This window comes from Siminovitchia sp. FSL W7-1587 (assembly GCF_037963795.1).
Classification (GTDB): Bacteria; Bacillota; Bacilli; order Bacillales; family Bacillaceae_C; genus Siminovitchia; species Siminovitchia thermophila.
Window position 1 is genome coordinate 3,842,371 of sequence record NZ_CP150169.1, and the last position, 16,093, is coordinate 3,858,463.

The following is a 16,093-nucleotide window of genomic DNA, read 5'->3' on the forward strand; positions in this document are numbered from 1 at the left end:
TATTGAAACAGGCAATAGGAGTTATTGATTCAGGCATTGGAGGATTAACTGTAGCAAAAGAAATTATGCGGCAACTTCCAAATGAACACATCTACTATGTTGGTGATACGGCCCGCTGCCCATATGGCCCGAGACCGCAAGAGGAAGTAAAGGGATTCACATGGGAAATGACTTCTTTTTTAATGGAATGGAATATTAAAATGCTCGTCATTGCATGTAATACGGCTACTGCTGTCGTGCTGGATGAAATACAGTCCGAACTTCCCATACCGGTAATCGGTGTCATTTCTCCCGGGGCAAGAGCGGCCTTAAAAGTAACAAAGAATAATCGAATCGGCGTTCTTGGAACGGAAGGGACAATCAAGAGCGAAGCCTATGTGCGCGAACTCATCGCCATTAATATGGAATCGAAAGTGACTCAGCTTGTTTGTCCCAAGTTTGTTCCCATTGTAGAGAGTTTTCAATATAACAGCGATATCGCCAAAAAAATTGTCAAAGAAACATTGACACCGATGAAGAAAACGGATATAGACACACTGATTCTTGGCTGCACCCATTACCCGTTATTGGGACCTCTCATTGAAAAAGAAATGGGACCCCAAGTCCAAGTCATCAGCTCGGGAGAGGAGACGGCCAGCGAAGTAAGCGCCATTCTCCATTATAAAAAAACATTAAATATCGAATCCGCTCCTCCGGAACATCGCTTTTTTACAACCGGATCTAAAGAGCTGTTTGGAAAAATCGCATCCGACTGGCTGGGAATCAGCGATCTATCCATTCAAACGGCAAGCATTGAAAAGGGCGTTATGAAAATATAAACTGCAAAACATATCCCAGTGCGGGATATGTTTTTTTCAAGTTAAGCAGTAAAGTTTTTGTATATATTCTTCTTGCGAAGTAAACGGGCGTTGTCCAGTGTCAGCCCCCCAACAACAAGCAAACTTCCTCCTCTCGAAAAAGCTCCAGTTGTTTTTTCAAAAAAGTGAATTCAGAGCACAACGATCAGTCAACAAACTGAACTAATACGAAAAAGTCTTGTTCCGCTCAAAGCTTTACGAAGCTCAATTTAAAGAACATGGGGTTTAGCAATCTGCGCCATCGCTTATACGAAAAAGTTTTGTTCTGCTCGATGCAAAGCTTTACAAGGCTTATGAAAGAAGAAAATAAATATGATTTTGAAGCAATCTTCTGGGCCCTTTTCTTCACTTTATTCTTCATTAGCTGGAAGTAAGCCCACCTACTTTAAGAATTCATGTAAAAAGGAAAATGGCATTGGATCAACCACTCGATTGGTTTGGGGCGACAGGACAAGTAAAAGCTTGGGAGCCCGACACATCTCATGTTTTTCAAGGATGTCGATCACAAGGGCGTTGCGACGTCCAAGATGTACGAGTGCAAGTGACAAGGAAGTCTTCAGGGAACATCGTCATCGCACGAAGAAAGGCGGGAGCTTCGAGGTTATCGCTGCCTGAGCATGTACTTCCGCTTTAGCCTTTGTTCTGCTTTTGAAACGCGGACTGAAAGCTCCGTTGATCGAAGTTTCACTTTCTCTTTTGGAGTGCTCCCGTTTGTACGTTGCTAAACGGGGGCTTGCGCTTTTCTTAAATTGTTTCCGAAAACATGTGCCCAAGCGGTCTAATTGGACAAAACAGCTCGTATACATAAAAGTACAAACCGGATAATTAGGAGGGGTAGGTATGTTTAAACGAGCGCAATTGGCCGCCTTGATCGTTATTTTGGCAGCAAGCGGGTTCATATCTGGCTGTGGTCTGTTGAACAAAGGAAAAGAAAAGTTGGATCCTCCCAAGGAAGTCTCCTACTTAAAAGAAGGAGAAGAAATCGAAACATCTCCGAAAAAAGAAGGAGAAGAAATCGAAACATCTCCGAAAAAAGAAGGGGAGGAAATCGAAACATCTCCGAAAAAAGAAGGAGAGGAACAAGAAACTACAGGCGAGGAAGAGAAAGAAAGTACAGTCATGAGAGATTTATACTTGATTGACCGAAACGGATTAGTCGTTTCCCAATCACTTCCTCTTCCTGCCTCCGATAGTGCAGCCAAGCAGGCCTTGGAATACCTTGTTGCGGACGGACCGGTCACCGACATTTTGCCAAACGGTTTTAGAACTGTGCTTCCCGCAGATACAGCAGTGGATGTAGATATACAAGACGGAACGGCCATTGTTGATTTTTCAGAGGAATTTGCCAATTATGAAGCAAAAGATGAAAAGAAAATTTTACAGGCGATTACTTGGACATTGACACAATTCGATACAATTGACCGTGTCGAACTGAGGATGAATGGCCATAAACTAAATGAAATGCCGGTGGACAAAACTCCGCTCAGTGAAAAAGGAGTATCGAGACAGGACGGCATTAATGTAGAGAAAACCGGGGTTGCAGATATTACAAATACACGGCCATTGACTGTTTATTATTTAGCCCAGTCAAATGACAAACCGTATTATGTCCCTGTCACAAAACGGGTTTCAAACACTGAGATGGATGACGTAACCGCAATCGTCAATGAACTGATAGAAGGTCCCGGAATGATGACCGCTTTAGTTAGTGGAATGGGCAGCGGCATCCAATTACTCGAGGAGCCTAAAATAAAAGAAGGGGTTGTCACCTTAAACTTTAATGAAGCGGTCCTGGGCAGTTCCAAAGAGCAAATGATTTCGGAAGAAACACTTCAATCTTTGGTTCTTTCTTTAACAGAATTGAATGATGTGAAAAGTGTCGCCATATCTGTGGAAGGCAAGAAGGAATTGGTGAACGAAAAGGGTGAACCGTTAACAGCTCCTGTTTCCCGTCCGGAAAAAGTGAATACCGGAAGTTATTAATTCAAATATTTTTGTTATACTAAAGAGGAACGTGAAAGAGGCTGACAAAAAATTGGTGCAGCCTCTGTTGTTTTTTATAATAATTGATCTCATGAAGCGGTTCAGCGAATGATAAAGGAGGACAAGCAGTTGCGAATTGATGAAAGAAAAGCGGATGAATTAAGAGAGATACATATTGAAACCGACTTTTTAAAGCACCCTGAGGGCTCAGTGCTCATTACTGTCGGCGAAACGAAAGTGATTTGTACGGCAAGTATTGAGGAGCGGGTGCCGCCTTTTATGCGCGGGGAAGGAAAGGGCTGGATTGCGGCTGAGTACTCCATGTTGCCAAGGGCTACGGAAACCCGGAATATCAGAGAATCATCTAGAGGAAAAGTCTCAGGAAGAACGATGGAAATTCAGAGGTTGATCGGAAGGGCGCTTCGGGCAGTTGTTGATTTAAATACCATTGGTGAAAGAACGATCTGGATTGACTGCGATGTTATCCAAGCGGATGGCGGAACGAGAACGGCTTCCATAACTGGCGCCTTCGTTGCCATGACAATGGCAATAGCCAAACTTGCCGAAGAAAAAGAAATAGCGGGATTTCCTGTTACAGATTTTCTGGCTGCTACAAGCGTCGGTATCGTAGAAGAGGAAGGCGTCTTATTGGATCTGAATTACCACGAAGACAGCGCCGCACTTGTAGATATGAATGTTGTCATGACAGGTTCAGGAGAATTTGTTGAACTGCAAGGAACTGGGGAAGAAGCGACCTTTTCTGCTCTCCAACTGCATGACATGCTGGCCGCAGCAGAAAAGGGAATGAAACAATTGTTTGATATGCAAAGAGAGGCATTGGGAGAAATAGCCCTCAAAATCGGGAGCAAACTCGAAAAAGTGGATGAGGGCGGTGAGTGCCGATGAAAAGCATTATCGTGGCTACGAAAAATAAAGGGAAAGCGAAAGAGTTTGAACAGTTGTTCTCCCGCTATGGAATTGAGGTAAAAACACTCCTCGATTTTCCGGATGTTCCGGATGTCGAGGAGACAGGGGAAACTTTTGCGGAAAATGCCATCCTTAAAGCAGAGACAATAGCCAAACTTTCAGGTCAATACGTTGTGGCAGATGATTCAGGCTTAATGGTCGATGTGCTAGACGGAAGACCTGGCGTCTATTCGGCCAGGTACGCCGGGCCTGGAAAAGACGATAATGCCAATATTGATAAAGTATTGCAGGAGCTGGATGGGGTCAAGGAAAAAGACCGCACTTCCCGCTTTTATTGTGCGCTGGCATTGGCCGGGCCGGAACTCAAAACGATTACGGTAAATGGAACATGCGAAGGGATCATTTTACAGGAGCGGAGAGGAACGGGCGGCTTTGGGTACGACCCTATTTTTTACGTTCCATCCGAAGACTGTTCCATGGCCGAGCTTACGCCGGAAACGAAAAACAACATCAGTCATCGTGCCCAAGCGATGAAGAAGCTGGAGCGGTATATAAAAAAACTGGCAGAAGCCCGGTAATAGGCAAGTCTACATAGTTACGATTTAGTAATAAATTTGGTAAAATGCCTATAGTTTGCATTTGAAAGCGGCATTGTGGCTGGACAAGAAAGCGGCAAATGAAAAGGCATGTTGGTCCATTATTTCCGCCATTTTTTTCCGGAACTTTTCAGCAGTGCATGTCAGCAATTAATATTTGCTATTCATCGTTTATGAGAGAGTTTGCCGCAAAGTTGGCGTTAGCGCAATGCTGGTTGCTGGAGTCGCTGTACCTTTTGAAGGCTGTTTGTGCCCGTTTTGGTTTTAAAAAAGTTTATATGAGGGCATTATTGGACTTTTTTATATGCTCGCCGATGAAAGTCTCTTGGTCTATTGGAATACTAATGATTCCCGTATGCTTCAAGATGCTTTCAGCGGCATTTTAATGCCGACTACGATAACGCTTATCAGAGGGTCGACAAACGGTGGCAGGCATTTGGGATGAGCCTCTGGAACATGTCTTTAGCGCTTGTACCCGCGGTTGGCCCGGTGCTTGCCGGGTTTTTGATTGATTTGATTGATTATGTTTGATTGGCAGGCATTATTTTGTTTTAACACGCCAATCGCAGTGGGCGCGATAGTGATCACTCTGAAGTACTTGCCTAAAACAGGAATAAAAAAACCCGCTTTAATCTTTGGGGACTCGTCTTTTCTTTTGGCGGCAGTTTGTTCTTGCTGGCCGCTTTTGCGGAAGCAGGGTCGTGGGGCTGGCTAGACAAACGGACAATCTCCATGGTTTTAGCAGAGGTGATCCTGTTGGTCTTATGTGTAAAAAGAGAGTTGGGACTTGAATTTCCGCTGTTGAACTTTAGTGTGCTTGCCCATCAAAGATTTACGTACAGCATTACTTTGAACGTCGTATTGTCGATTGCCCTCTATTCAGGCGCTTTTTTAATGCAGTCTTGTGAGGGGGATTGCAAACTGGATTGCATGATGCTAGAGCATTTGTGATGACACTGTTTACTCCTGTCACCGGAAAGTTATATAATAAGACAGGGACATTGCCACTCATATTGGCGGGTTTGGCCATTATGGGAAGCGATACATATATAATGAATAGCCTCACAATTTAGCGACAGCTTTATATGATTATTTTTTCATCAGTCCGGTATCGTGCTTTTGCAACATGCCAATTGTGAATGTCGGGATATCTGCTGTCCCGTTAAATATCGCAGGCTACGCCTCAGCACATAATGGACGCGGCCGGCTAATGCATCCTTCTTTATCGATTACCCTGTTCTCCGGGTAATCACTTAGCGTCTGCAGTTTATGCGCTACAGGAGTCATGCGGATGCAAGATGCAGCATCTGTATGGGCGGCGGGTGATGTATTTTTGCTTTACTTCATTCCAGTTCTCATTTCATTGCCACTGGCTTTGCTGTTGAAAAGTAAAAAAGCATAAACATTTGGCGTTTCCACACGCGGTGTTGTTTTAGTCTGTGAACCCGGACCCGTTTGGATTGATCAGGATTTTACAGACAATTGCTCCCCTACAAAGCGTCTTCAAATGCCGACAAGTTGGAGTGCGGGCGGATGATACGGGATAAAAAGCTGCTTTTGAGGAGGAATGACGGCCTGACAATTTGATAATAAGAGTTTATTTTTTAAAAAAAGGTTGACTTTATGAAGCGCCAACCATATAATTAATAATGTCTTTCAAAATAATATGTCCCAGTAGCTCAGCTGGATAGAGCAACAGCCTTCTAAGCTGTGGGTCGGGAGTTCGAATCTCTCCTGGGACGTCTTTATATTTGGGTTAAGATTGATACCATGGGAAATACTCTGAAGCGTTTCTATATCAACGTTTTGGGGTGTTTTTATTTTTTATGGGGAATACGCTGAAAAACGAAAAGCTTTTTGACACAAACATCTCTCGAAAGTGGTGATGATGCTCTCTTTTGTATAGCTTTTATTTTGATTTCGTTTTTCTCAAAATTGAAATCTTTTCGGGTAAGGCCTACCATTTCACCAATTGAGCCGGACTATTCAAAGGGAAAGCCGGATGGGATGTTGAAAAGCGGGAATAGAAGTATGAAGCTAAATGGGGGTTTCTTTTATTTTATATACATGGTACAATAGAAGGAATGCTTTTTCGAATGAACTTGAAATATCAAAGGTGAAATAAATGATGTGGCGTTCTTGATTAAAATAATTAAGAACTTAATCACACTGGATCGACTACGGAGTCGTAAGGATGTATGAGAGGTAGGGCATACGTCGTTTAAGTTTTAAATACAGGAATATTATCGCGGCAATTTATCTTGAGATATAGAGTAATAACAAGTTTTTTTAACATATTCGTGAAGTATTATAAGGCACCTTAGCGGGTGCTTTTTTTAATGCAGGAAAAACTCCCTCCTTGACGTATTATGGGGATGAGGAGAGAGGGGGGACTTTTAAACACTATTTGCGGCATTTTATGTACCTGATGGGATACAAATATTTCGGATAGTAGAAGAACACGAAGAGAATAAAATCTTTTCAGATACAGAGCAAAAAATTTTTCTTTTAAGAAATAATGATATGAGTATGGTTTATACGGCAAAGGGTATGCCTGTTGATCTGAATATGCAGGAATTCACATGAATTTTGAGAGGTTTTTTGTGAAATCTACGGATTCTATTTATACAATTGCAAGATTTTTTACCTTTTATATCATTGGTTCCGGGTATTCTAGTAGATATTGTGTACGTAGCCGAATTGACTTAAAGCAAGGTATCTTAGTCGAGCCATGCTAGGGATGTCGGCATCCGGTTTATACAGCTGACAAAAAATATAATTGAGAGCAAAAGTGACGCATAAGTGTTACTCTTTTTCCCAGCATAGGCGAACAAAAAGAGCCCGGCGCTGGCCGGGCTTTACTTAAGCAAGGTTTAGGGTGTCGCCCCTAATAGTAATTTTAACTCGTTTATTTGTTCTATGTGTCGCTGTTCATGCAAATATATTTGTTCAATCCATTGATCAAGGGGTAATTCACCCAAAGCTGGATGCATCACTGATTTTTTCGCCAGCATAGATTTATCTTCTAAAGTATTAAGAAAAGTCATCAACTTTTTTCTGGAATGGGTCAACAAGTCAATTATTTGCTGAACTTTAAATGGTTTTACATCTGGTTCAACGATTTTTGGAGCTTTAATCTTTTTTGTTCTATTCAATAATATAGTGCTAACATTTTTACGCTCTTTTGGGGCGCAATCAGTCTCTTTTAACCCCCATGCAATAGCCTTTATGGATGCCTCTTCCACTAAAACCAAGTGATGGCAAACTTGTGCTATACTCCATTTATTCATACTGGGCTTACTGTTAAATTGAGCATCGCTTAGTAAAGTAATCTCCTTTACTAGGTTATTTCTCGTTTCATGTAAATTGTCATCTAGAAATTTATTCATCAGATTCCTCCCTTCATTAAAAAGTGCGTACTTCCTGTATATATTCTCTACGATGAAAAATATTCAACTTTGTCACGAGTCTTTTTTTCTTTTTCTACATCTAATCCAAATTATCCTTCTCAAAATTTTTCCGTTTGCATACACAGAAGAACTTTCGTAGGCAATATAAAAACATAAGTTTGGGATGGAGACTATGGACAAAAAATGGACAGCAGTAATGCTGCCGATTTGAGTGTTGATTACGAACGAGTGAAAAAAGCCGCGACTGGATGAACAAAGCTGGGAGCAGATCAATGAAGTGTTACATACGGTGATTATGGGTTGCCTGTTATTTTTACTTTGTGGGTCGATGGTTTTTTGAGGAAGTGGAGGGAATTTTTCATTATATTAACGAAGTCAAGAAGATGGTCCACGTTGTTGATATATACGGAAATGTTCAAATAATTAAATTGTCGGTTCGGTGTCAAGTTTGCAAATAAAAATTTGCGAGGATTATTCTTTCTAAATAAACAAAATACATTTTAAGTCGCCTTAAATTGTTTCACTCTGACCGGGGAAGTGAGTTTAAAAGCAGCGTGATTGTTCAAGACTTAGGTACGTTTGATATCAAACTGTCATTGTTTGAAAAAGGGGCTGCGTACGACAATGCGGTCGCTGAGGCGACAATTAAAATCATTAAAGCAGAGTTCGTTAGTGGCAGAGTTTTTCCTTGCCAACAATTACTTGAATTTGACTTTTTGATTCAACAATTTTCGTATAGAAGGATCGTTAAACCATTTTACACCAAATGATACAAGTTAATGCACCTTTCATTTTTTGTACAGTTTTGTTTTGACATGCCAATATACTTATTACAGTAATTAGCTGGGATAATGATAAAGAAGTTAAATTTGAAACAATGGATGGCTAGAGAGAGTATGGAGAAGTTCAATTTCAGAAGCTGCGAGGTGACCACTATACATTTTTAAATGCGCCAACGGAGCTGTTAGATCTTATTTCATCAAAAATTCAGGAGAAATAAAAATGCGAGGTACCCGCTTTATGAGCACCCGTTTACTCTTCTAGATGCTTATTTTTTTAATAAGTGATTTAGGTGAAGTAGTTTCTATGACAATATTTTTAGCTTTATGAAACACGGCAAACTGTTTTAAGGCTTTTCTTAGTTCGTTAAGTAATTTTGAATCTATTTTTATGTGACTTTCTATCTGAAGCAGTTTAATTTGTAATATATTGCTCTTGCGCAAATATTTAGGGTCGATTCTACCAATTAACTTATCACCATAGAGTATTGGCATTGCGTAATATCCAAATTCTCTTTTCGATTCGGGAAAATAAATTTCCCATTTGTAGCTGAAGTTGAATAAATCCTCTATTCTAGACCTTCTCCATAACAGATTATCCAAGGGGGGAAGAAATTTAACGGTAGAACAATCAGTATACTCATCTGATGTTTCCAACTTTTCTACATCTTCAGTTAAAATGTAATATTGTCTTTTTACATTTTTTATGTCGACTGGGATGACTATCCCTTGATGTAAAAGTTTATCTCGTATTGCTATGCGTTCTTTTGCGGTAGTTTTAAACCAACCAAATCTTGGATCTTCAAAGTCAAAAATACGATAAGCCTTCATATATTTTCTTATTAACGCTTCTTTTGAATCATTGATACTAATATTTGAGCGTTCATTTAAAAAAGATTTAGGCACATGATTTTCTGTAGCAGTATAGAATTTTTCATTACCGTTTCTTTTTGCTACTGTAATTTTACCTAAATCAAATAATATATTTAATGCTAATGTAGTTTCTTTTGTTGTAGGTTTTGCGTTGTCCCAATATCCTTTCACTATTTTGTCCGATTTTAAAGCCCTTGAAGGTAGCGGTTCACTTTTCATCATTTGATCCATTACCTTCTCCATTATTTCATTAAGACTTTGAGTGGATGTATGAATGGTATTTATATAAAAATCTTGTATTATCTTAAATTTAGGAAAGTCCTCTATAGGAATAATGCAAGCGGCATTAGCTACATATTCAAAGAGGTGACGGTTAGATATTAACTTTTCAAGTATTTCTACACGGTAGTTTGGCTGTCTTGCTTGAAGGACTAAATGATGATTTCTTTCTACGGCAGCAATGGGGTCAAGCTGTATACATTCTAAATTTCTAATAATGTTTAAAGCTAACTCTGATTCATTTTTATTAGATGGAGTCTTTGAATCATTCAGCAGTTGGAAGTCTAATAGAAATCTTTTAGCATTGGTTTTGGTGGTTGAAATGTTAGATATCATTTCTTGTCTCCTTTTCTGTAATTTGGTAAGTCTATATAAGATTTTAACATAAAAATATAGGGTATTTTTTGAAAATTTTAAATAAGGGGTGTTTGTAAATAGATAATAAAAAAGGAAAGAGTCCAATAAGAGGAGTAATCGGTCATAAAAATTATTTAAAGTGGTCATTAGCTGTTCAATTGATGAGGGCACCTTCGTTAATGACCTCACTTGCTTTTGTCATTATAGGGTATTATGCAACAGGGAGCCACACTGTTGGTGGATTGATAATACATTTTTGAGTCAAATAACCTTCTAATGTTTACACTTTTCCATACCTAAAACGTTTTCTATATACATATTGGGGAATTAGGTATATTCTTTTGTGAAAACTACTAAGATGAAACTAATTATATTTACACTCATCTAAGACGGACCGGTTGCTAAATGGGGCTTGATACGATTAAATGATACAGAAGGTTTTTCATTTTCGAAAAGGAGGGAGTTGGATGCTTTATCTGAATCCAGACGATTTTGTGTTGAAACCGGCATTAGCCACTATTCATTGTGAACCGAATTGGAAGTGGAGAAAAAGAGCTACTCCCATGCCTAATTATGATTTATTTTATGTTTGGAGTGGTGAGGGTACTGTTTTACTAAACAACAAGCCATATCATGTAGGGAAAGGTCATTGTTTCTTGTTTAGGCCAGGTGATGAGACGGAAGCGACACATAATCCCCAAAATCCCCTAGTGTTAACGTATATTCATTTTGATATAGCTGAAACACCTCGATTGATCCCTGCCTCACATCGAATTCTAGAAAATACGATTAGTTTTGAATCGCTGTTGACCCAATACGTTCGTTTGTTCTTAGTGAAAACATATGGTGCGGAAATTGAAGGGAGATTGATTTTGAAGCAGTTGATGATTCATCTATTAAGGGAAGAGCAAGAAAAGGAAGAGAAGTTGGGGGATGCCAGTCATAGCTTATTGGAAACGATTCATGAAATCGCCAATTATGTTCAACAACATCCTGGAGAGCCGCATACGATTGAGAGTTTGGCGGCACGCGCCAATCTTTCTCAGCGGTACTTTTCTCAAAAGTTTAAACAAATCATTGGGCAGACGGTTAAGTCATACATCGTTTATTCTCGTATAAAACGCGCAGAACATCTACTCCATTTTACCGGCATGACAGTAACGGAAGCTGCATATGCCCTTGGTTATAATGATTTGCATTTTTTCAGCAGGCAGTTTAAACAATACACTGGTAAAAATCCTTCTGAAATTAGGTGAACAATTTTAAATAAACTGGAACAGGTTGCTAGGGGATTTCATCAAGATTCCCCGGCAACCTTATTTATTGTACGGACAATACATGAATAACAGGATAAAAATGAAAAAATGAACATTGTCCATTCTAAAATGCAATATTGCCTGCTTGTAGGGTTATCAAAAAAGTGTAAATGATTCACCAATAACTCTAAATACATTTGGCTTCAAATTGATTAACATAAAAAAATAGATAAAGGATATAAGGGGAGGATACGATATGCATCGGACGTGGACGATAGACAAACAAGGGATGTATGATCCTCAATTAGAACATGATGCTTGTGGGATTGCCCTGCTTGCGCATATCAGTGGTAAGCCAACTCACTCGATTGTATCCCAAGCATTAATGGCCCTTGAAAGGCTTGATCATCGGGGAGGGCGGGGCGCAGATCAGCTGTTAGGGGATGGAGCTGGTATTTTAACCCAAATTCCTCATGAATTTTTTCAAGCGGAGTGGGAAAAAGCGGAAAAGCGTCTACCCGATGCGGGGAAATACGGCGTAGGAATGTTCTTCCTTCCGCAGCAAAAAAACGCCAGACAGCGTTGTGAAAAAATCATTGAACATACAATTGAAACAGAAAAATTGGGATTGCATGGTTGGAGGACGGTGCCAATAAATGATGGTAATCTACATCAGCAGGCAAAAGAAACACAACCGGTGATCCGCCAAGTATTCGTGAAATCTCCATATGACGAACCAGGGGATATAAAGTTTGAAAGAAAATTGTATGAAGTTCGCAGAAAGATTGAAAAGGTACTTAAAAATGCTCAGTTCGCCAATGATGAGCACTACTATGCCGTCAGTTTTTCAGCGAGAACGATTATTTATAAAGGTTTACTGCTCCCTGAACAATTGAAAGATTATTATGTTGATTTAAATAGTGAATTATATAAGTCGGCGATGGCGCTGGTCCATAATCGTTTTAGCACGAATACATTTCCGAGTTGGCAAAGGGCGCAGCCCAATCGTTACACCATGCATAATGGTGAAATCAACACGATAAAAGGAAATGTGAACTGGATGAATGCCAGAGAAGCAACATACAAAAACGACTTAATGGAAAAAGTTGAAATTGTGCGGCCGATTGTTGATATGGATGGCAGCGACTCTGCGATGTTTGATAATGTGTTGGAGTTTCTCGTGTTATCGGGATGGTCATTGCCGCATGCCATGATGATGATGATTCCGGAACCATGGAAAAATAATAAAAAAATGGATGAACAGAAAAAGGCGTTTTATCAGTATCACAGCAGCTTTATGGAACCATGGGATGGACCGGCCGCAATGGCGTTTACGGATGGAAAACTTGTGGGAGCATGCCTTGATAGAAACGGGTTAAGGCCAGCGCGCTTTATTGTGACGGATGATGATTTTATATGTCTTTCCTCCGAAGTGGGGGTTGTTGATATTCCGGAAGAAAAAATCAGCAAAAAAGATCGTTTGAAACCGGGACAAATGCTTTTAATAGATTTAGAAAATGGCCGTTTATATGAAGATGAAGAAATCAAACAACTGATTATTTCCCAGAGACCTTATCAGAAGCTCGTGGAAGAAAACATTGTACCTTTAGAACATTTTACAGAAAATACAGCTCAAGCCAAGGAAATATCGGATGGAGAAACGCTTCGCAGACAGGTGATCTTTGGCTATACAAATGAAGAGTGGGAGAAAGTGTTAAAACCGATGGCCATGGATGGTTACGAACCTATTGGTTCAATGGGCTATGATGCGCCTTTGGCCATATTATCAAGGAAACCTCAACTGTTATTCAATTATTTCAAGCAGAAATTTGCTCAAGTCACCAACCCGCCCATAGATGCGATCCGGGAAGAGTCTGTTACTTCAGTTGAAGTCATGTTAGGACCCGACGGCAACTTATTTCAACCTACACAAAAGGGATTTAGAAAAATACGTCTGAATACACCGATTTTATTAGATTCAGAAATGAGAAAAATAGGCGATTTACAAACAAAGGACTGGATGGCGGCACGTATTTCAACTTTATTCCCCAGTCAAGGAGATTTGGGAGTCGCGGTCGATGAGTTGTTCCAGAGAGTAGATGAAGAGATTGAACGCGGGAGCAATATCCTCATTCTCAGTGACCGAATTGTAAATGAAGAACTTGCGGCGATCCCTTCATTACTTGCAGTATCCGCCGTTCATCATCATTTAATTCAAAGCGGCAACCGAAGCAAAGTGAGTTTAATTGTAGAATCCGGAGAACCGAGAGAAGTACATCATTTTGCGGCGTTACTTGGATATGGCGCCAATGCCATATGCCCTTATCTCGTATACGAATCACTTCCTTTATTAGTTGAAGAAGAGGAAGATAGTCTTTCCATTGATGAGGCGTCCAGAAATTATGTGAAATCAGTCACAAAGGGCATCATGAAAATAATGTCCAAAATGGGCATCTCAACCGTTCAAAGTTATATGGGTGCGCAAATCTTTGAGGCTTTGGGGATAAGTCAGGAAGTGATCGATCGTTATTTTCCAAATACATCTTCGAAACTTGGTGGAATGACATTAGAAGATATCGCGAAAGAAGTCCGTTTGCGCCATGAAGGTGCATTCCATTCGGAAAAAGCAGATTTGGAAACCGGGTCGGATTTTCAATGGCGTTATGACGGGGAGATACATTTATTCCAACCGAAAACGATCCATACGTTACAACATGCCGTTCGCACAGGAAAATATGAAATATACAAAGAATATAGCCGCCTGTTGCGGGAGGAAATCAGCCAACAGACGACACTGCGTGGCTTACTGGACTTCAATGATAAAAGAAAACCAGTGCCGATCGAAGAAGTGGAACCGATTGAGTCAATCTTTAAAAGGTTTAAAACAGGGGCGATGTCATACGGATCGATTAGTAAAGAGGCTCATGAAGCAATCGCGATTGCGATGAATCGAATTGGTGGAAAGAGCAATAGCGGTGAAGGTGGGGAAGACCCGAAAAGATTCAAACCAATGGAAAACGGTGATTCCAAATGCAGCAGAATGAAACAAGTGGCATCAGGAAGATTTGGGGTTACGAGCCACTATCTGGTGAATTGTGATGAAATCCAAATTAAAATGGCCCAAGGAGCCAAACCCGGTGAAGGGGGGCAATTGGCAGGTCACAAAGTAACACCTGAAGTAGCAAAAACAAGGGGATCCATTCCAGGCATTGAATTGATATCGCCGCCACCGCATCACGATATTTATTCCATTGAAGACTTGGCCCAACTCATTTATGACTTAAAAAATGCAAATCCTAAAGCAAGAATCAATGTAAAACTCGTTTCAGAATCTGGAGTTGGAACCATCGCCGCAGGTGTGGCGAAGGCGAAAGCGGATGTGATTTTAATTAGTGGTTATGATGGCGGAACTGGAGCAGCTTCCCGTTCAAGTATCAAACATGCTGGTATGCCTTGGGAGTTGGGGCTTGCTGAAACCCACCAAACATTAAAGCTGAATGGGTTGAGGCATAAAGTGACACTGGAAACGGATGGAAAAATGATGAGTGGACGAGATGTGGTCATAGCCGCTCTTCTTGGCGCAGAAGAATATGGATTTTCAACATTACCACTAGTTTCCCTTGGCTGTATCATGATGAGAGTTTGCCATTTGGATACATGTCCAGTTGGAATCGCGACTCAAAACCCCATCCTTCGTAAAAATATGGTTGGTACGGCGGAACATGTTGTTCATTTGATGCATTTTATTGCTCAAGAAATTCGTGAATATATGGCTGAATTAGGGTTCAGAACATTGGATGAAATGATAGGACAGACTCATTTATTGAAACCTGCTCCATCAGATAATTGGAAAGCGCAAAAACTTGATTTGTCGCCCATTTTATATGATTTCCCTTACGATAAGCACTCTAAAGAAGAACAGGACCATGAAATGGATCAAACCTTGGATAGGCGTAAACTGCTGCCCATTTACCATGAGGGATTAAAAAATGCCCAACCGATTCATGCGGTACTTCCCATTTGTAATACGAATCGCTCCGTCGGAACGCTGCTGGGAAGTGAAATTTCAAATACATTCGGATTGGAAGGATTACAAGAAAACTCGATAACGTTTCATTTTATCGGTTCAGCCGGTCAAAGCTTTGGGGCATTTTTACCAAAAGGAGTGACGTTGACATTAGAGGGAGACGCCAATGATTACGTCGGAAAAGGATTATCTGGCGGGAACATGGCCATTTTTCCCTCACCAAAATCCACTTTCTTGGCTGAACGAAACATCATCATTGGTAATGCGACATTTTATGGGGCAACGAGCGGAAAAGCATATATTCGCGGGATGGCGGGGGAAAGATTTTGTGTAAGAAATAGCGGTGCCCATGTAGTTGTCGAAGGAATCGGCGACCATGGTTGCGAGTATATGACGGGAGGCAGTGCAGTCATCCTTGGAGAAGTAGGCCAAAACTTTGCGGCAGGAATGTCAGGGGGAATTGCTTATGTTCTCGTTGACGAAGTAGAAACTTTCCAGAAACAATGCAATCAAGAACTTGTCATCATTGAACCATTACAAGATAGGGAAGAAATGAATGTTGTAAAAGAACAAATCAATCAACATTATCAATATACAAAAAGTACGAAAGCCGCGGAAATCTTGGAAAAGTGGGACTGCTTTGTCTCCCATTTTGTGCGGGTGATTCCGACAGAATATAAAAGAATTCTTGCTGAATCCAAGAAAAACGGACATTTGCAATACAGCTGAATGTAGATAGGGGGTTAGGT

The 16,093-nt window shown here is 40.5% G+C and carries 9 protein-coding genes, 1 tRNA gene and 1 pseudogene; 9 read left to right on the forward strand and 2 right to left on the reverse strand.

From position 1 onward, the window contains the following. Positions 1–2: 2 nt before the first annotated feature. From racE to NST31_RS18160, 6 genes are all read left to right on the forward strand, one after another. The gene (gene racE, locus NST31_RS18135; protein WP_205178418.1) at positions 3–818 is read left to right on the forward strand and encodes a glutamate racemase; all 816 of its coding nucleotides are present in this window, start codon (positions 3–5) and stop codon (positions 816–818) included. A gap of 879 nt (positions 819–1,697) precedes the next feature. After that, positions 1,698–2,840, forward strand: coding sequence for a GerMN domain-containing protein (locus NST31_RS18140; RefSeq protein ID WP_339162442.1), 1,143 nt, complete (start codon positions 1,698–1,700; stop codon positions 2,838–2,840). A 129-nt stretch (positions 2,841–2,969) separates the two neighbouring features. After that, positions 2,970–3,746: a ribonuclease PH gene (gene rph, locus NST31_RS18145; RefSeq protein WP_339162445.1), complete on the forward strand. Its 777-nt coding sequence runs from the start codon at positions 2,970–2,972 to the stop codon at positions 3,744–3,746. Beyond that, on the forward strand, positions 3,743–4,345 hold the full coding sequence (locus NST31_RS18150; RefSeq protein WP_339162446.1) for an XTP/dITP diphosphatase: 603 nt from the start codon (positions 3,743–3,745) through the stop codon (positions 4,343–4,345). Before rph ends, NST31_RS18150 begins: the two co-directional genes overlap by 4 nt. Positions 4,346–5,035: 690 nt before the next feature. Continuing rightward, entirely contained in the window at positions 5,036–5,314 is a 279-nt protein-coding gene (locus NST31_RS18155; protein ID WP_339162448.1) for a hypothetical protein, read from the forward strand. 717 nt (positions 5,315–6,031) lie between these two features. After that, positions 6,032–6,105, forward strand: a tRNA-Arg gene (locus tag NST31_RS18160). Positions 6,106–7,236: 1,131 nt separating this feature from the next. Here the strand turns inward: NST31_RS18160 and NST31_RS18165 are convergent. Beyond that, a complete protein-coding gene (locus NST31_RS18165) occupies positions 7,237–7,752 on the reverse strand; it encodes a DinB family protein (RefSeq protein WP_339162450.1) in 516 nt (171 codons plus the stop codon). 512 nt (positions 7,753–8,264) lie between these two features. On the opposite strand from NST31_RS18165, the pseudogene NST31_RS18170 reads away from it, so the two are divergent. Continuing rightward, a pseudogene (locus tag NST31_RS18170) lies at positions 8,265–8,612 on the forward strand (hypothetical protein); the annotation flags it as partial. Between the two features lie 201 nt (positions 8,613–8,813). Here the strand turns inward: NST31_RS18170 and NST31_RS18175 are convergent. Beyond that, positions 8,814–10,040 carry a crosslink repair DNA glycosylase YcaQ family protein gene (locus tag NST31_RS18175; RefSeq protein WP_205178393.1) on the reverse strand — a complete coding sequence of 409 codons (1,227 nt, stop codon included), beginning with the start codon at positions 10,038–10,040 and terminating at the stop codon, positions 8,814–8,816. 488 nt (positions 10,041–10,528) lie between these two features. Between NST31_RS18175 and NST31_RS18180 the strand changes: the two genes are divergently transcribed. Both NST31_RS18180 and gltB read left to right on the forward strand, forming a co-directional pair. Next, positions 10,529–11,317, forward strand: a complete 789-nt coding sequence (locus tag NST31_RS18180; RefSeq protein ID WP_205178391.1) for an AraC family transcriptional regulator — start codon at positions 10,529–10,531, stop codon at positions 11,315–11,317. 256 nt (positions 11,318–11,573) lie between these two features. Next, positions 11,574–16,073 carry a glutamate synthase large subunit gene (gene gltB, locus NST31_RS18185; protein ID WP_339162453.1) on the forward strand — a complete coding sequence of 1,500 codons (4,500 nt, stop codon included), beginning with the start codon at positions 11,574–11,576 and terminating at the stop codon, positions 16,071–16,073. Positions 16,074–16,093 lie beyond the last annotated feature (20 nt).

Excerpts from the sequence above, each read along its gene's own strand:
- NST31_RS18140 (WP_339162442.1), top strand. The coding sequence starts at position 1,698 with ATGTTTAAACGAGCGCAATTGGCCGCCTTGATCGTTATTTTGGCAGCA.
- NST31_RS18150 (WP_339162446.1), top strand. The coding sequence starts at position 3,743 with ATGAAAAGCATTATCGTGGCTACGAAAAATAAAGGGAAAGCGAAAGAG.
- NST31_RS18165 (WP_339162450.1), bottom strand. The coding sequence starts at position 7,752 with ATGAATAAATTTCTAGATGACAATTTACATGAAACGAGAAATAACCTA.
- NST31_RS18175 (WP_205178393.1), bottom strand. The coding sequence starts at position 10,040 with ATGATATCTAACATTTCAACCACCAAAACCAATGCTAAAAGATTTCTA.
- NST31_RS18180 (WP_205178391.1), top strand. The coding sequence starts at position 10,529 with ATGCTTTATCTGAATCCAGACGATTTTGTGTTGAAACCGGCATTAGCC.
- gltB (WP_339162453.1), top strand. The coding sequence starts at position 11,574 with ATGCATCGGACGTGGACGATAGACAAACAAGGGATGTATGATCCTCAA.